A 16,976-nucleotide genomic window follows, 5' to 3' on the forward strand; every position below is an offset into this window, starting at 1 on the left:
GCAGTACATTTGGCTACGTAGCTCAGCTGGTTAGAGCACATCACTCATAATGATGGGGTCACAGGTTCAAATCCCGTCGTAGCCACCAAATTATTGGGGTATCGCCAAGCGGTAAGGCACCGGATTCTGATTCCGGCATTCCGAGGTTCGAATCCTCGTACCCCAGCCAAACAAAGACAATTTGAAAAGACACTATTGGGGTGTCGCCAAGCGGTAAGGCACCGGATTCTGATTCCGGCATTCCGGGGTTCGAATCCCTGCACCCCAGCCAAATTGACAACAGGCCCGCTTTCGCGGGCTTTGTTGTTTTTGTCGTCTGGTGATTTTTTCACATAGCTACGCTGCTGCTCACTGGCTGCAGAGCCTCTCCCCAAAAAGCAAAGCGTCCCGCGACAAGGACAAAAACGCCGGGAGCGTTTTTGAACAACGCAGCGCGTTGGCCCGTTTACGGGCGCACCTCAGGGATGAGGTGCGTATCTGCGCGGGCCGAGCGGTCATGGATGACGAACAGCGACTTTGCGATTGGGGAGAGACTCTGCGGCCGCGCACGGACCCCGCAGCCACGCTTGCTATGACGCAGCCTGCGCCTAAAGCCCCAGCGCGTACCGCAGCACCTTGCGCTTCAGCACGCCCGACCGCTCAGCGGCCATCAGCCCCAGATTACGCGCGAACTTCAGCGGCGGCAGCCGGTTGCTAAAGGCGAAATAGAACAGATCCATCCCACTCTGCATCAGCAAATTATCCCGACGACGCTGCGACTGATAACGACGCAGCACACTTTCCGACGCCCAGTCCTGCGCGTTGCCGCGCGCCTCCACCAGCACCTCCACCAGCGTGTCGACGTCGCGATAGCCCAGATTAACGCCCTGCCCCGCCAGCGGATTAATGGTGTGCGCTGCATCGCCGATCAGCGCCAGCCCCGGCAATACATAGCGCTGCGCATGCCGCCGCACCAGCGGGAAACCGCCCGCCGCATGCGCTTTAAAACGCCCCAGCCGCGCCGGGAACGTCGCCGCAATCTCTTTCTCCAGCTGCGGCAGTCCCATCGCCTGCAGCTGACGGATGCGCGCCGGCGCGTCATACCACACCAGCGAGGCGCGGTTGTCATACAGCGGTAAAAAGGCGCGCGGGCCGTGCGGCGTAAACTGCTGCCAGGTGGCGTCGCCCGCCGGATGCTCGCAGGTTACGCTAATCAGCAAACAGGACTGCGCATAGCTCCAGCCGTCAATGCCGATGCCGGCCATCTGCCGCACCTGCGAATTCGCGCCGTCGGCGCCCACCACCAGCCGGGTATGCAGCGCCTCGCCGTCGCCTAAATCGAGCCGCCAGCCGCCATTCTCCTGCCTCAAATCGGCCAGCGTCGCAGGAGAGCGTAATGCAATATCGAGCTGCACCATGCGCTCCCACAGCGCGCGCTGCAGCACGCTGTTTTCAACCATAAAGCCCAGCTCCGGCAGGCCCAGCGACGCGGCGTCGAAACTGACGTGCGCCGTCTGCCACTCCCAGGTCTCAAGCTTGCGATAGGGCGCGCAGCGCATCGCCTCGACGCGCGGCCAGACATCCAGCTGCTTCAGCAGCCCCACCGACGCGCTGCCAATGGCGGAGATACGCACGTCGGGATCGCTGCTGGCGTCGAAAGGCGCAGGCTCCGCGCGATCCACCACCGCGACGCGAAACCGCTGCAGCGCCAGACTGCACGCCAGCGCCGCGCCGACCATGCCGCCGCCCACCACCACCACATTAAAGCGGTTATCCTGCATTGCTCATCTCCTTCTGATCTCTGCCCGCCTCAGAGGCGGGTTCACTGGCGCAAAGTGTACCGGAAAAACGCCTGACCGACAGAAAAGCCCGGCCAGCGCGCGGATAATGTTCAGACTTTGCGCGCCCTCGCGGGAAGTATGACGGCTATGCGCTGGTCACAACAGCGTCAAAGCATTACAATACGCGCCCTGCACCTCACTGCACTGAATCAATGGCTAGTTCGACAATGAAAAAACTGCATATCAAAACCTGGGGCTGTCAGATGAATGAGTATGATTCATCGAAGATGGCCGACCTGCTGAACAGCACCCACGGCTACACGCTGACCGAGGAAGCTGACGAGGCGGACGTTCTGCTGCTCAACACCTGTTCCATTCGCGAGAAGGCGCAGGAGAAAGTGTTCCACCAGCTGGGCCGCTGGAAAACGCTGAAAGAGCGCAACCCTGATTTGATTATCGGTGTCGGCGGCTGCGTGGCGTCGCAGGAAGGGGATCATATTCGCCAGCGCGCCAGCTACGTAGATATCGTATTCGGCCCGCAGACCCTGCATCGCCTGCCGGAAATGATCAACAGCGTGCGCGGCAGCAAAAGTCCGATCGTCGATATCAGCTTCCCGGAAATCGAAAAATTCGACCGCCTGCCTGAACCACGCGCGGAAGGCCCGACCGCGTTCGTCTCCATCATGGAAGGCTGCAACAAATACTGCACCTTCTGCGTGGTGCCCTACACGCGCGGCGAAGAGGTCAGCCGCCCCTGCGACGACATCCTGCTGGAGATCGCTCAGCTGGCGGCGCAGGGCGTGCGTGAAGTGAACCTGCTGGGACAGAACGTCAACGCCTATCGCGGCGCGACCTTCGACGGCGAAATCTGCACCTTCGCCGAACTGCTGCGCCTGGTGGCCGCGATTGACGGCATCGACCGCATTCGCTTCACCACCAGCCATCCGATCGAATTCACCGACGACATTATCGAGGTCTACCGCGACACGCCGGAGCTGGTAAGCTTCCTGCATCTGCCGGTGCAGAGCGGCGCGGATCGCATCCTGACGCTAATGAAGCGCGCCCACACCGCGCTGGAGTACAAGGCGATTATCCGCAAGCTGCGCGCTGCGCGCCCGGAGATTCAAATCAGCTCCGACTTCATCATCGGCTTCCCCGGCGAAACCCAGCAGGACTTCGAACAGACCATGAAGCTGATCGCCGACGTCAACTTCGACATGAGCTTCAGCTTTATCTACTCCGCGCGCCCCGGCACGCCGGCGGCGGATCTGCCGGACGACGTTTCGGAAGAAGAGAAAAAACAGCGCCTCTACATCCTGCAGGATCGCATCAACCAGCAGGCGATGGCCTGGAGCCGCCGTATGCTCGGCACCGTGCAGCGCATCCTGGTGGAAGGCACCTCGCGTAAAAACGTGATGGAGCTGTCAGGCCGTACGGAAACCAACCGCGTGGTGAACTTTGAAGGTTCGCCAGAGATGATCGGCAAGTTTGTCGATGTCGAAATCGTCGACGTCTACACCAACTCGCTGCGCGGCAAAGTGGTGCGCACCGAGGAGGAGATGGGCCTGCGCATTGTCGAAAGCCCGGCATCGGTTATCGCGCGCACGCGCAAAGAGAACGAGATCGGCGTCGGCACCTTCCAGCCTTGAGAGCTGTTTCCCTCTGCGGCAGTGCGTGCAGCGCTGCCGCCCTTTTCTTCTGCGCGCCCTTGGTTTCTGGAGGCGCTGCCCAAATATCCTTAGCAACGCTTGCGCCCTGGCGACATGCCATAAATAATTCCTTTAAGTGCCGTCGTTAGCCAACCCGGCATCAGACACCCATTCCAACTGGCCCTGAGTGACCCAAAGGATTCGTTTGAATATCGAAACTCGTGAAATCGCCCTTGAACCGGCTGATAACCGCCGGCTGATGAGCCTGTGCGGTCCGTTCGACGACAACGTGAAACAGCTTGAGCGTCGTCTGGGCATTGAAATCAACCGTCGCGACAACAGCTTCAAGCTGGTGGGCCGCGCCCTCTGCGTTAACGCCGCCGAAAATATTCTGCGCACGCTCTATGTCGACACCGCGCCGGTGCGCGGCGTCATTCCGGACATCGAGCCGGAGCAGATCCATCTGGCGATTAAAGAGAGCCGGGTGCTGGAGCAGACCGCCGACAGCGTGCCGGACTACGGCAAAGCGGTGCATATCCAGACCAAGCGCGGCGTTATCAAGCCGCGCACGCCGAATCAGGCGCAGTACATCGCCAATATTCTCGACCACGACATCACCTTCGGCATCGGCCCGGCCGGTACGGGTAAAACCTACCTCGCAGTGGCGGCGGCGGTGGATGCGCTGGAGCGCCAGGAGATCCGCCGTATTCTGCTGACGCGTCCGGCGGTAGAGGCGGGCGAAAAGCTCGGCTTCCTGCCTGGCGACCTGAGCCAGAAGGTCGATCCCTACCTGCGTCCGCTCTATGACGCCCTGTTTGAAATGCTCGGCTTCGAGCGCGTGGAAAAGCTGATGGAGCGCAACGTTATCGAAGTCGCGCCGCTCGCCTATATGCGCGGCCGCACGCTCAACGACGCCTTTGTGATCCTCGATGAGAGTCAGAACACCACCATCGAACAGATGAAGATGTTCCTGACCCGTATCGGCTTCAATTCCAAAGCGGTGATCACCGGCGACGTCACGCAGATCGACCTGCCGCGCAGCACCAAATCGGGCCTGCGCCACGCCATCGAGGTGCTGTCAGAGGTGGAAGAGCTGAGCTTTAACTTCTTCCAGAGCGAAGACGTGGTGCGACACCCGGTAGTAGCGCGTATCGTCACCGCCTATGAAGCCTGGGAAGAGGCGGATCAGAAACGTCGCGACAAGCTTGCGGAAGAGCGCAAGCGCGACGCGCTGGCGGCACAGGAGCCTAAATGAGCGTAGCGATTCTCGATTTGCAGCTCGCCTGCGAACAGACCGGCGGCCTGCCTGACGAGGCCGCGTTTCAGCGCTGGCTGGACGCGGCGGTCGCCCCTTTTCAGCCAGAGAGCGAAGTCACCATTCGCCTGGTAGACGAGGCGGAGAGCCATGAGCTTAATCTGACTTATCGCGGCAAGGACAAGCCGACCAACGTGCTCTCTTTTCCCTTCGAAGCGCCGCCGGGCATTGAGCTGCCGCTGCTGGGCGACCTGATTATTTGCCGTCAGGTGGTTGAGCAAGAGGCGGAGGAGCAAGGGAAAAGCGTTGAGGCGCACTGGGCGCATATGGTGGTGCACGGCACCCTGCATCTGCTCGGCTACGACCACATCGAAGATGAGGAAGCCGAAGAGATGGAAGCGCTGGAGACGGAGATAATGCTTGCTCTTGGTTATCCCGATCCGTACATTTCGGAAAAAGAAGACGCCTGAGCCGCTGGCTCAGATTACGCTGCTGCTGGCGAGGACGCCGGCAGCGATATCCCCTCACCAGAGAGATCTCTAAAATAACGCCATGAGCGACGACCATTCTCAAAACAGCGATGCACCCAGTAGTAAAAAGGGATTCTTTTCCCTGCTTATCAACCAACTGTTTCACGGCGAACCGCAAAACCGTGACGAACTACTGGAGCTGATCCGCGACTCCGAACAAAAAGAGCTGATTGACGAAGATACCCGCGACATGCTCGAAGGGGTGCTGGATATTGCTGAGCAGCGCGTGCGCGACATCATGATCCCGCGTTCGCAAATGATTACCCTGAAGCGCAACCAGACGCTGGACGAGTGCCTGGACGTGATTATCGAATCCGCCCACTCCCGCTTCCCGGTGATCAGCGAAGACAAAGATCATGTAGAAGGCATTTTGATGGCGAAAGATTTGCTGCCGTTTATGAGCAGCGAATCAGAGCCGTTCAGCATGGAAAAAGTGCTGCGCCCGGCGGTTGTGGTGCCGGAGAGCAAGCGCGTCGACCGCATGCTGAAAGAGTTTCGTTCCCAGCGCTACCATATGGCAATCGTCATTGATGAATTCGGCGGCGTCTCCGGCCTGGTGACGATTGAGGATATCCTTGAGCTGATCGTCGGGGAAATCGAAGATGAATATGATGACGAAGAAGATCGCGATATCCGTCAGCTGAACCGTCAGACCTATACGGTGCGCGCCCTGACCCCGATTGAAGATTTCAACGAGGTGTTCGGCACGCAGTTCAGCGACGAAGAAGTGGACACGATTGGCGGACTGGTCATGCAGGGATTCGGCCACCTTCCCGGACGGGGAGAGAGTATTGACATCGACGGGTATCTTTTCAAGGTCGCCATGGCCGACAGCCGTCGCATCATCCAGGTGCATGTAAAAATTCCGGACAATTCGCCGTTACCTCAACTGGATGACGAATAACCCTATGTCTTTGGCCCGACTTTACCCGCGCCAGCGGGTACGTTTGTTGCTGGCACTGTTAACGGGTGCCCTCGGCACCCTCGCCTTCTCTCCCTATGATTTCTGGCCCGCCGCGCTGCTGTCGCTGGGCGGCCTGCAGCTGCTGACGCTGGATCGTCGCAGCGGTCAGGCCACCGCCATCGGCTTCGCCTGGGGCTTCGGCCTGTTCGGCAGCGGCGTCAACTGGGTTTACGTCAGCATCGCCACCTTCGGCGGCATGCCCGGCCCGGTCAACGTGTTTCTGGTGATCCTGCTGGCGGCCTATCTGTCGCTCTATCCGGCGCTGTTCGCCGGCGTGCTTAACCGCTTCTGGCCGCGCGCCACGCTGTGGCGTCTGGTGCTGGCGGCGCCCGCGCTGTGGCAGCTGAGCGAATTCCTGCGCGGCTGGGTGCTGACCGGCTTTCCCTGGCTGCAGTTCGGTTACAGCCAGATCGACGGCCCGCTGAAAGGCCTGGCGCCGCTGGCAGGCGTGGAAACCCTGACCTTTATTCTGATGATGGTCGCGGGTCTGCTGGCGTTTGCCCTTCACCAGCGCAGCGCAAAGAGCGCCATCGCCGCGCTGCTGCTGCTGGCGCTGCCCTGGCCGCTGCGTAATATCCACTGGACCCAGCCGCAGCCAACGCGCAGCGTCGAGGTCGCGCTGGTGCAGGGCAATATTCCGCAGTCGATGAAGTGGGATCCGCAGCAGCTGCTTAACACGCTGCGCGCCTATAACGGTCTGACGCAGCCGCTGGTGGGTCACGCGCCGCTGATCGTCTGGCCCGAGTCGGCAATCACCGATCTGGAAAGCAACCAGCAGCCGTTTTTGCGCGCGCTGGACAGCGAACTGCGCCAGCGCGGCAGCGCGCTGATCACCGGCATCGTTGATTCCCGTCTGGAGCAGAATCGCTATCACGATTACAACTCGGTGATCGTGCTGGGCGGCAAGACGCCCTACAGCTACCAGAGCATGAACCGCTACCAGAAAAACCATCTGGTGCCCTTTGGCGAGTTCGTGCCGCTGGAGAGCCTGCTGCGTCCGCTGGCGCCCTTCTTCGATCTGCCGATGTCCTCATTTAGCCGCGGCAGCTATCTGCAGCCGCAGCTGCAGGCGGCGGGCTATCGCCTCACCAGCGCCATCTGCTATGAGATCGTGCTGGGCGAGCAGGTGCGCGCCAACTTCCGTCCCGACACCGATTTCCTGCTGACCGTCTCCAACGACGCCTGGTTCGGCCACTCAATCGGCCCGTGGCAGCATTTCCAGATGGCGCGGATGCGCGCCCTGGAGCTGGGCCGTCCGCTGCTGCGCAGCACCAACAACGGCGTCACCGCCGTGGTGAATGCGCAGGGCGAGGTGCAGAAAATCCTGCCGCAGTTTACCCGTGACGTGCTGCTGGATAAGGTGACGCCGACCACCGGCGAAACCCCCTACGCTCATGCCGGCCTGTGGCCGGTCTGGCTGCTGACGCTGGCCGCCGCGCTGCTGGCGCTGTGGCGTCGCAAAGCCTGACGTCTCTTATCGGCGGCGGGAACCCTCTCGCCGCCGCTGCGCCATTTTCCGCCTGCTTTTCCGCCTTCTTCCCCCATTTTCTGCTATGCCGGTTAACTGGCACGATGCTTGCTATCTGTAACACCGTTTCCGGCAAAGCTAGCGGCACAACCGGTTAACGCAGGGCGAACTGCACCGTAAAAAGGCAAGGCGGCGCACCTTTAGCGCGCAACGCTGAAAAGACGCCTCAATTTGGTGCGGAACACTTCTCAAAAAGAGAAACTTTTTCGTTTCATAACGTTAACAATCCGCTATGTTAGAGCCTGTTCTCAGCGCGTTCACCCGCCGGGAAAACATAAAAAGCAGCAGGAAATACACACAACATCACACATCTGCGCAGTTTATATTCTGTGCAATATCTCTTGAAGGAGTTGGACCATGCAGATACGCAAAGTGGCATTATCGCTTTTGCTGGCAGGCGTAGCAGCAGCGGGCGCGGCCCAGGCGGAAGATCTCGGCGGCACCCTGAAAAAAATCAGCGACAATGGCGTTATCGTCGTGGGGCATCGCGAGTCCTCTGTTCCTTTTTCTTATTATGACAACCAGCAAAAAGTCGTCGGCTATTCGCAGGCTTACTCCAACGCCATCGTGGACGCCATTAAAGCGAAGCTGAACAAGCCGGATCTGCAGGTCAAGATGATCCCGATCACCTCGCAGAACCGTATTCCGCTACTGCAGAACGGCACCTACGATTTTGAGTGCGGCTCAACCACCAATAACCTCGAGCGCCAGAAACAGGCTGCCTTCTCCGACACCATTTTTGTTATCGGCACCCGTCTGCTGGTGAAAAAAGGCGGCGACATCAAAGATTTCGACGACCTGAAAGGCAAAACCGTGGTCGTCACCTCCGGCACCACCTCGGAAGTGCTGCTGCATAAGCTGAACGACGAGAAGAAAATGGATCTGCGCATCATCAGCGCCAAAGATCACGGCGACTCGTTCCGCACGCTGGAAACCGGCCGCGCCGTTGCCTTTATGATGGATGACGCCCTGCTGGCAGGCGAACGCGCCAAGGCGAAGAAGCCGGACAACTGGGAGATCCTCGGCACGCCGCAGTCGAAAGAAGCCTACGGCTGTATGCTGCGTAAAGACGATCCGCAGTTCAAAACCCTGGTAGACGACACCATCGCCAAAGCGCAGACCTCGGGCGAAGCGGCGAAGTGGTTCGACACCTGGTTTAAACAGCCGATCCCGCCGAAGAACCTGAACCTGAACTTCGATCTGTCAGCGGATATGCAGGCGCTGTTTAAAACGCCGAATGACAAAGCACTGAACTAACAACGACAACAAGGGCGGCCTCGCTGCCCTCTCGATTGCTGAAAACCCGGCGCGGACAGACACCCTGCTCAGGTCGTTCCCCTGAAGCAGGCCACACAGACGCCGTTCATCAATCTTCAGGGTAGCTTCGCTACCCTTTTTTACCGGAGCTCGTTATGGGTATCGACTGGAACTGGGGCATTTTTCTCGAACAGGCCCCGTTCGGCAACACGACCTACCTTGGCTGGCTGTGGTCCGGATTTCAGGTGACCATTGCGGTCTCCTGCTGCGCCTGGATTATCGCCTTTTTTGTAGGTTCCTTATTTGGCATTCTGCGTACCGCGCCTAACCGCTTGCTGGCGGCGATCGGCACCTGCTACGTAGAGCTGTTCCGCAACATTCCGCTGATCGTGCAGTTCTTCTTCTGGTATCTGGTGGCGCCGGAGCTGGTGGGCGAAAAGCTCGGCATGTGGTTTAAATCGGAGCTGGATCCCAATATCCAGTTCTTTACCGCCTCGGTGATCTGTCTCGGCCTGTTTACCGCCGCCCGCGTCTGCGAGCAGGTGCGTGCCGCCATTCAGTCGCTGCCGCGCGGGCAGAAGAACGCCGGTCTGGCGATGGGTTTGACCCTGCCGCAGACCTATCGCTACGTGCTGCTGCCTAACGCCTACCGCGTGATTGTGCCGCCGATGACCTCGGAAATGCTTAACCTGGTGAAAAACTCCGCTATCGCCTCGACCATCGGTCTGGTGGATATGGCGGCGCAGGCGGGCAAGCTGCTCGACTATTCGGCGCACGCCTACGAGTCGTTTACCGCGATTACCCTGGCCTATATCGCCATTAACCTGGTGATCATGCTGATTATGAGTCTGGTGGAGCGCAAGGTGCGCCTGCCGGGTAATCTGGGAGGAAAATAATGTACGAGTTTGACTGGAGTTCGATTCCTCCCAGCCTGCCCTACCTGCTTAACGGCATGGTGATTACGCTGAAGATCACCGTAACCGCGGTGGTGTTCGGCATTATCTGGGGCACGCTGCTGGCGGTGATGCGGCTCTCGACCTTTAAGCCAATCAGCTGGTTCGCCAAAATTTATGTCAACCTGTTCCGCTCGGTGCCGCTGGTGATGGTGCTGCTGTGGTTCTATCTGGTGGTGCCGAGTTTCCTGCAGCAGGTGCTGGGCCTGTCGCCGAAAACCGATATCCGACTGATTTCAGCCATGGTCGCTTTTTCGCTGTTCGAAGCGGCCTACTACTCAGAAATTATTCGTGCCGGCATCATCAGTATCTCACGTGGACAGGGTAACGCCGCGCTGGCGCTGGGTATGACGCACTGGCAGTCGATGCAGCTGATTATTCTGCCGCAGGCGTTTCGCGCCATGGTGCCGCTGCTGCTGACGCAGGGCATCGTGCTGTTTCAGGACACCTCGCTGGTGTATGTACTGAGCCTGGCTGACTTCTTCCGCACCGCCTCGACCATCGGCGAGCGCGACGGCACCCAGGTGGAAATGGTTCTCTTCGCCGGTCTGGTCTATTTCGTTATCAGCCTGAGCGCGTCATTGTTGGTCGGCTATCTAAAAAGAAAAAGGACGGTTTAAATGATTAACCTGAAAAACGTTTCTAAGTGGTATGGTCACTTTCAGGTGCTGACCGACTGCACGACCGAAGTCCAGAAAGGGGAAGTGGTGGTGGTGTGCGGGCCGTCCGGCTCGGGCAAATCGACCCTGATAAAGACCGTTAACGGGCTGGAGCCGATTCAGCAGGGCAATATTCTGGTGAACGGCACTGAGGTGAATAACAAGAAAACCAACCTAGCGCAGCTGCGCAGCAAGGTTGGCATGGTGTTCCAGCACTTCGAGCTGTTTCCCCACCTCAGCATCATCGACAACCTGGTGCTGGCGCAGGTGAAAGTGCTGAAGCGCGACAAGACCGCTGCACGGGATAAAGGTCTGAAGCTGCTGGATCGCGTCGGGCTGACCGCGCATGCGCAGAAGTTTCCCGGCCAGCTGTCGGGCGGCCAGCAGCAGCGCGTAGCGATCGCCCGCGCGCTCTGCATGGATCCTATCGCCATGCTGTTCGACGAGCCCACCTCGGCGCTCGATCCGGAGATGATCAATGAAGTGCTCGACGTGATGGTAGAGCTGGCGCAGGAAGGCATGACCATGATGGTGGTGACGCACGAAATGGGCTTCGCCCGTAAAGTGGCGAACCGCGTGATCTTTATGGATGAAGGGAAGATTATCGAAGACACGCGTAAAGATGACTTCTTTAATAATCCGCAGTCGGATCGCGCGAAGGATTTTCTGGCCAAAATTCTGCACTAATTAACCCGTCGCGCGTCATTAAGCACTGAACGACGGCGCATTCGCCTGGCAAGTGGAGAGGATGGCCCGAACGCCTTTGCAATCGGGCCATCTTATCCGCGTGAGCACAATCGTCCCGCGCGCATCGTCTTAGGGCTCAAACGGCTGGCGCTGGAACTGATCGTGTCCGCACTCCGGACAGCGCGTTAAGGTCTCTGGGGTATAAATCGCGCGGGTAAAGTGACACTTCTCGCACACCAGATTGCCCAGCCCGACCACTTCGCCGCTCTGATACACGCCGTGATGATGCAGATCCTGAAACACCTCGCGCCACTCCAGCTGGCTCTTGTCGGTGATATCCGCCAGCTCTTTCCACAGACTCTCACGTATCACGCGCATAAACAGCGAATCGCTGACGCTTTCTGGCTGATGCACCTCCTGATAGCTGCGTGCAAACTCCTCTAAATCGCGGCGAACCGCCGCCAGCGCCTGATCGATCTCGCCCGGCGTTGCGGACTCGCTCGCCATCAGCTGCTGACGGCGCGCGGTCACCAGCGCGTCGATATCCCGATCGCCGTGGCGCAGACGCTCGGTCAGCGCGGCCAGGGACTCACGGTAAATTTGCGCCACTTTGTTCATTTTGTTCTCCTTTCTGCGCGATAAGCCAGCTTTAAGTTTAGCCGCTTTGCGCCGCTTGCCTGGTTGTTTCGGAAAGCGGATCGGAATCGCGCAAAGGGATGCGGCCTTCCGCGAGAAATCGCCGCATCAGGGCGGTGAAGTGTTGTTGACCGGCAGCCATATGGGTATGCTATGCGGATCTTAAAGTAAGCTAAGCGTTATTCATTAAGGACCACAGGCTGCCATGCAAGAGCAATACCGCCCGGAAGAGATAGAATCCCGCGTCCAGCAACACTGGGACGAGAACCAAACGTTCAAAGTGACCGAAGATGAGAGCAAAGAGAAATATTACTGCCTCTCCATGCTGCCCTATCCTTCCGGCCGCCTACATATGGGCCACGTGCGTAACTACACCATCGGCGACGTCATCGCCCGTTACCAGCGTATGCTCGGCAAAAACGTGCTGCAGCCGATCGGCTGGGATGCGTTCGGCCTGCCGGCGGAAGGCGCCGCGGTAAAAAACAACACCGCGCCCGCTCCCTGGACCTACGACAATATCGAATACATGAAGAACCAGCTGAAACTGCTGGGCTTCGGCTATGACTGGAGCCGCGAGCTGGCCACCTGCAAGCCGGAATATTACCGCTGGGAGCAGTGGTTCTTCACCAAACTGTATGAGAAAGGCCTGGTTTATAAAAAAACCTCGGCGGTGAACTGGTGCCCGAACGATCAGACGGTGCTGGCCAACGAGCAGGTAATCGACGGCTGCTGCTGGCGCTGCGACACCAAAGTTGAGCGCAAAGAGATCCCGCAGTGGTTTGTGAAAATCACCGACTATGCCGATGAGCTGCTCAACGATCTCGACACGCTGGAAGAGTGGCCTGAGCAGGTCAAAACCATGCAGCGCAACTGGATCGGCCGCTCTGAAGGGGTTGAGATCACCTTTGACGTCGCCGACAGCGAAGAGAAGGTCACCGTTTACACCACGCGCCCGGACACCTTCCTCGGCGCCACCTACGTCGCGGTCGCCGCTGGCCATCCGCTGGCGCTGCAGGCGTCGATGGGCAACCCGGTGCTGGCTGACTTTATCGCCGAATGCCGCAACACTAAAGTGGCCGAAGCCGATATGGCGACGATGGAGAAAAAAGGCATGGCTACCGGCCTGTTCGCCATCCATCCGCTGACCGGCGATAAGGTGCCGGTGTGGGTCGCCAACTTCGTGCTGATGGAGTATGGCACCGGTGCGGTGATGGCGGTGCCGGCGCACGATCAGCGCGACTGGGAGTTCGCCACCAAATACGATCTGCCGATCGTGCCGGTGGTGCTGAACCAGGACGGCAGCGAGCCGGACGTCAGCGCCGCCGCCATGACCGAAAAAGGCACCCTGTTCAACTCTGGCGAATTCAGCGGCCTGAGCCATGAAGCGGGCTTCAACGCCATCGCCGACGCGCTGGCTGCGAAAGGCGTCGGCGTGCGCAAGGTCAACTACCGCCTGCGCGACTGGGGCGTTTCCCGTCAGCGCTACTGGGGCGCGCCGATCCCGATGGTGACGCTGGAAGACGGCACCGTAATGCCGACGCCGGAAGAGCAGCTGCCGGTGATCCTGCCGGAAGATGTGGTGATGGACGGCATTACCAGCCCGATCAAAGCGGACCCGGAGTGGGCGAAAACCACCGTTAACGGCCAGCCGGCGCTGCGTGAAACCGACACCTTCGACACCTTTATGGAGTCCTCCTGGTACTACGCGCGCTACACCTGCACCCACTATGATGAAGGCATGCTGGATCCGGCGGCGGCCAACTACTGGCTGCCGGTGGATCAGTATGTCGGCGGTATCGAGCACGCCATCATGCACCTGCTCTACTTCCGCTTCTATCACAAGCTGCTGCGCGACGCGGGTCTGGTGACCTCGAACGAGCCGGCGAAGCGCCTGCTGTGTCAGGGCATGGTGCTGGCGGACGCCTTCTACTACGTCGGCGCCAACGGCGAACGCAACTGGGTTTCGCCGGTTGACGTCACCGTCGAGCGCGACGAGAAAGGCCGCATCATCAAGGCGACCGATAATCAGGGCCGCGAGGTGATCTACGCCGGCATGAGCAAAATGTCGAAGTCGAAAAACAACGGCATCGACCCGCAGCTGATGGTCGAGCGCTACGGTGCCGACACGGTGCGCCTGTTTATGATGTTCGCTTCGCCGGCGGAAATGACGCTGGAGTGGCAGGAGTCAGGCGTTGAAGGCGCCAACCGCTTCCTGAAGCGCGTGTGGAAACTCGCTTACGAGCACACGGCGAAAGGCGCGACCACGCCGCTGGATCTCAGCAGCCTTAACGACGAGCAGAAAGCGCTGCGCCGCGACCTGCACAAAACCATCGCCAAAGTCTCCGATGACATCGGCCGTCGTCAGACCTTCAACACCGCCATCGCGGCGATTATGGAGCTGATGAACAAACTGGCGCGCGCGCCGCAGGAAAGCGAGCAGGATCGCGCGCTGATGCAGGAAGCGCTGCTGGCCGTGGTGCGTATGCTCTATCCGTTCACCCCGCACGCCAGCTATGTGCTGTGGCAGGAGCTGGGCGGCGAAGGCAGCGTAGACAACGCCGACTGGCCGGTGGCGGACGACGCGGCGATGGTAGAAGAGTCGCTGCTGGTGGTGGTACAGGTAAACGGCAAAGTCCGTGGTAAAATTACCGTGGCTGCCGACGCGACGCAGGAGCAGGTTCAGGCTCGCGCGGCGCAGGAACACCTGGTGGCGAAGTACCTTGACGGCGTCACCATCCGCAAAGTGATTTATGTACCCGGCAAACTGCTTAACCTGGTCGTAGGTTAAGTTCAGGAGGAACTGTGCGACATCTGATTATCAGGCTGTTTGTCCTGCTGGCGGTGACCATCACCGCTGGCTGTGGTTTCCATCCGCGCGGCACCACTCAGGTGCCGACCGAGCTGAAAACCCTGATCGTAAACAGCGGCGACCCTTACGGTCCGCTGGCCCGCACGGTGCGTCAGCAGCTGCGTCTCAACAACGTCACCATCGTTGAAGATACGAAGCAAAATCGCACCGATATCCCTACGCTGCGCCTCGGCGGCGAAGTGCAGGGTCGTGATACCGCCTCGGTGTTTATCAGCGGTACCACGGCGGAATATTCGCTGATGATGAGCGTGTCGGCACAGGTGCTGCTGCCTGGCAAAGGCCTCTACCCGATCAGCACCACGGTCTATCGCTCGTTCTTCGACAACCCGAACGCGGCGCTGGCGAAAGATGCCGAGCAGGATATGATCGTGCAGGAGATGCGCCAGCGCGCCGCAGAGCAGCTGGTGCGTAAGCTGCTGACCGTGCATGCGGCACAGATGAACCACAAAGAGACGCTGCCCGCGTCGGCCAGCGAACCTGCGGTGCCCGCGGCAGCCTCCTCTTCCGCTACGCCTCTGCAATGATCAGGATCTATCCTGAGCAACTTGGCGCGCAGCTCCGTGAGGGGCTGCGCGCCTGTTATTTGTTAGCCGGGAACGAGCCGCTGCTGCTGCAGGAGAGCGCCGACGCGGTGCGCGCCGCCGCCGCCGCGCAGGGGTTTGAAGAGCACTTCAGCTTTACCCTCGACGCGCAGACCGACTGGGAAAGCCTGTTTGCCAGCTGCCAGTCGCTCAGCCTGTTCGCCCAGCGCCAGACCATGACGCTGCAGTTCCCGGAAAACGGCCCCAACGCCGCCATGGCCGAACAGCTGAACAAGCTGGCGAGCCTGCTGCACCCCGATATTTTGCTGCTTTGCCGCATGGCGAAGCTGACCAAAGCGCAGGAGAACAGCGCCTGGTTCAAGGCGCTGGCCGCGCACGGCGTGCTGGTGCCCTGCCAGACGCCGGAACAGGCGCAGCTGCCGCGCTGGGTCGCGGCGCGCGCGAAAAGCATGAAGCTCTCCGTGGACGACGCGGCGATCCAGCTGCTCTGCTACTGCTATGAAGGCAACCTGCTGGCGCTGGCGCAGGCGCTGGAGCGTCTCTCGCTGCTCTGGCCCGACGGCACGCTCACGCTGCCGCGCGTGGAAGAGGCGGTCAGCGACGCGGCGCACTTCACCCCTTTCCACTGGGTCGACGCGCTGTTAGCCGGCAAAAGCAAACGCGCGCTGCATATTCTGCATCAGCTGGAAAAAGAGGAGAGCGAGCCGGTGATCCTGCTGCGCACTCTGCAGCGCGATCTGCTGACGCTGCTGCACCTGCAGCGCCACCAGGCGCAGCAGCCGCTGCGCGCCTTAATGGATCAGCAGCGCATCTGGCAGAACCGCCGCGCGCTGTTTACCGAGGCGCTGCAGCGCCTCGACGCCGCTCGCCTGCAGCGCGCCATTCACCTGCTGGCGCAGATCGAACTAACCCTGAAACAGGATTACGGGCAGCGTATCTGGCCACAGCTGGAAACCCTGTCGCTGCTGCTGTGTCATCGCCACTTTCCTGCGAGTTTTGCCAGTGTCTGACCTTCACGCCCTGTTTGGCGGCACCTTCGATCCGGTGCACTTCGGCCATTTACGCCCGGTGGAGGCGCTGGCGCAGCAGACCGGTTTGGCCCGCGTGCTACTGCTGCCGAACAACGTGCCGCCGCATCGCCCGCAGCCAGAAGCCAGCCCGACGCAGCGCGTCGAGATGCTGCGCTGCGCCATTGAGGATCGGCCGCTGTTCGCCATCGATACGCGCGAACTGCAGCGCGACACGCCGTCGTGGACGGTGGCGACGCTGGAGGCGCTGCGCGCCGAGCGCGGCCCGCAGCAGCCGCTGGCGTTTATCATTGGCCAGGATTCGCTGCTGAACCTGTCAGGCTGGCATCGCTGGCAGGATCTGCTGTCGTTCGCCCATCTGCTGGTGTGCAAGCGTCCGGGCTATCCCGCTGAGATGGGGTCGCCAGAGATGCAGCGCTGGCTGGAAACCCATCTGGCGCGCGACGTGGCGCAGCTGCATCAGCAGCCCGCCGGCGCCATCTGGCTGGCCGATACGCCGCTGGTGGATATCTCCGCCACGGAAATTCGCCGCCGCCGCCGCGCGGGGCTCTCCTGCGACAGCCTGCTGCCGGCGGCGGTGATCGACTATATCGATCGCACGGGCCTCTACCTGAAATAACCGCGATCCGGGCATATATCGCGCAGGCAAAGACATGCTA

The 16,976-nt window shown here is 60.2% G+C and carries 15 protein-coding genes and 3 tRNA genes; 16 read left to right on the forward strand and 2 right to left on the reverse strand.

Going from position 1 to position 16,976, the window contains the following annotated elements; all coding sequences use genetic code 11:
- The first annotated feature begins 11 nt into the window (after positions 1–11).
- From MC269_RS13180 to MC269_RS13190, 3 genes are all read left to right on the forward strand, one after another.
- Positions 12–88 (forward strand) — tRNA-Met (locus MC269_RS13180).
- Positions 89–94: 6 nt separating this feature from the next.
- Positions 95–169: transfer RNA gene (locus MC269_RS13185), tRNA-Gln, on the forward strand.
- 27 nt (positions 170–196) lie between these two features.
- Positions 197–271 (forward strand) — tRNA-Gln (locus MC269_RS13190).
- Positions 272–587: 316 nt separating this feature from the next.
- On the opposite strand, the gene ubiF is transcribed toward MC269_RS13190, so the two are convergent.
- A complete protein-coding gene (gene ubiF, locus MC269_RS13195; RefSeq protein WP_239952684.1) occupies positions 588–1,760 on the reverse strand; it encodes a 3-demethoxyubiquinol 3-hydroxylase in 1,173 nt (390 codons plus the stop codon).
- 212 nt (positions 1,761–1,972) lie between these two features.
- Here ubiF and miaB point away from each other — a divergent pair, with 212 nt between their 5' ends.
- From miaB to MC269_RS13240, 9 genes are all read left to right on the forward strand, one after another.
- Positions 1,973–3,409, forward strand: a complete 1,437-nt coding sequence (miaB, locus tag MC269_RS13200; RefSeq protein ID WP_081139414.1) for a tRNA (N6-isopentenyl adenosine(37)-C2)-methylthiotransferase MiaB — start codon at positions 1,973–1,975, stop codon at positions 3,407–3,409.
- Positions 3,410–3,614: 205 nt separating this feature from the next.
- On the forward strand, positions 3,615–4,664 hold the full coding sequence (locus tag MC269_RS13205; RefSeq protein WP_081139413.1) for a PhoH family protein: 1,050 nt from the start codon (positions 3,615–3,617) through the stop codon (positions 4,662–4,664).
- Positions 4,661–5,134 carry an rRNA maturation RNase YbeY gene (gene ybeY, locus MC269_RS13210; protein ID WP_081139412.1) on the forward strand — a complete coding sequence of 158 codons (474 nt, stop codon included), beginning with the start codon at positions 4,661–4,663 and terminating at the stop codon, positions 5,132–5,134. The genes MC269_RS13205 and ybeY overlap by 4 nt, the downstream gene beginning before the upstream one ends.
- Before the next feature lie 82 nt (positions 5,135–5,216).
- Positions 5,217–6,098, forward strand: coding sequence for a CNNM family magnesium/cobalt transport protein CorC (corC, locus tag MC269_RS13215; protein ID WP_081139411.1), 882 nt, complete (start codon positions 5,217–5,219; stop codon positions 6,096–6,098).
- 4 nt (positions 6,099–6,102) lie between these two features.
- The gene (gene lnt, locus MC269_RS13220) at positions 6,103–7,626 is read left to right on the forward strand and encodes an apolipoprotein N-acyltransferase (RefSeq protein ID WP_239952685.1); all 1,524 of its coding nucleotides are present in this window, start codon (positions 6,103–6,105) and stop codon (positions 7,624–7,626) included.
- Positions 7,627–8,043: 417 nt separating this feature from the next.
- Positions 8,044–8,943 carry a glutamate/aspartate ABC transporter substrate-binding protein gene (locus tag MC269_RS13225; RefSeq protein WP_081139409.1) on the forward strand — a complete coding sequence of 300 codons (900 nt, stop codon included), beginning with the start codon at positions 8,044–8,046 and terminating at the stop codon, positions 8,941–8,943.
- Positions 8,944–9,098: 155 nt separating this feature from the next.
- Entirely contained in the window at positions 9,099–9,839 is a 741-nt protein-coding gene (locus MC269_RS13230; protein WP_239952686.1) for an amino acid ABC transporter permease, read from the forward strand.
- Positions 9,839–10,516: a glutamate/aspartate ABC transporter permease GltK gene (gene gltK / locus MC269_RS13235; protein ID WP_094078502.1), complete on the forward strand. Its 678-nt coding sequence runs from the start codon at positions 9,839–9,841 to the stop codon at positions 10,514–10,516. Before MC269_RS13230 ends, gltK begins: the two co-directional genes overlap by 1 nt.
- Entirely contained in the window at positions 10,517–11,242 is a 726-nt protein-coding gene (locus tag MC269_RS13240; RefSeq protein ID WP_239952687.1) for an amino acid ABC transporter ATP-binding protein, read from the forward strand.
- 129 nt (positions 11,243–11,371) lie between these two features.
- On the opposite strand, the gene MC269_RS13245 is transcribed toward MC269_RS13240, so the two are convergent.
- A complete protein-coding gene (locus MC269_RS13245; RefSeq protein WP_081139407.1) occupies positions 11,372–11,860 on the reverse strand; it encodes a zinc ribbon-containing protein in 489 nt (162 codons plus the stop codon).
- A 223-nt stretch (positions 11,861–12,083) separates the two neighbouring features.
- Here MC269_RS13245 and leuS point away from each other — a divergent pair, with 223 nt between their 5' ends.
- The 4 genes from leuS to nadD are packed head-to-tail and all read left to right on the forward strand — an operon-like array spanning position 12,084 to position 16,936.
- A complete protein-coding gene (leuS, locus tag MC269_RS13250; protein ID WP_239952688.1) occupies positions 12,084–14,666 on the forward strand; it encodes a leucine--tRNA ligase in 2,583 nt (860 codons plus the stop codon).
- A gap of 14 nt (positions 14,667–14,680) precedes the next feature.
- Positions 14,681–15,271, forward strand: a complete 591-nt coding sequence (lptE, locus tag MC269_RS13255; protein ID WP_081139405.1) for an LPS assembly lipoprotein LptE — start codon at positions 14,681–14,683, stop codon at positions 15,269–15,271.
- Complete coding sequence (gene holA / locus MC269_RS13260) at positions 15,268–16,299, forward strand: DNA polymerase III subunit delta (protein ID WP_239952689.1); 1,032 nt, start codon at positions 15,268–15,270, stop codon at positions 16,297–16,299. Before lptE ends, holA begins: the two co-directional genes overlap by 4 nt.
- On the forward strand, positions 16,292–16,936 hold the full coding sequence (nadD, locus tag MC269_RS13265) for a nicotinate-nucleotide adenylyltransferase (RefSeq protein ID WP_239952690.1): 645 nt from the start codon (positions 16,292–16,294) through the stop codon (positions 16,934–16,936). The genes holA and nadD overlap by 8 nt, the downstream gene beginning before the upstream one ends.
- The last annotated feature ends 40 nt before the right edge of the window (positions 16,937–16,976 follow it).

This window comes from Pantoea sp. Z09 (genome assembly GCF_022394795.1).
Lineage (GTDB): Bacteria > Pseudomonadota > Gammaproteobacteria > Enterobacterales > Enterobacteriaceae > Pantoea > Pantoea latae.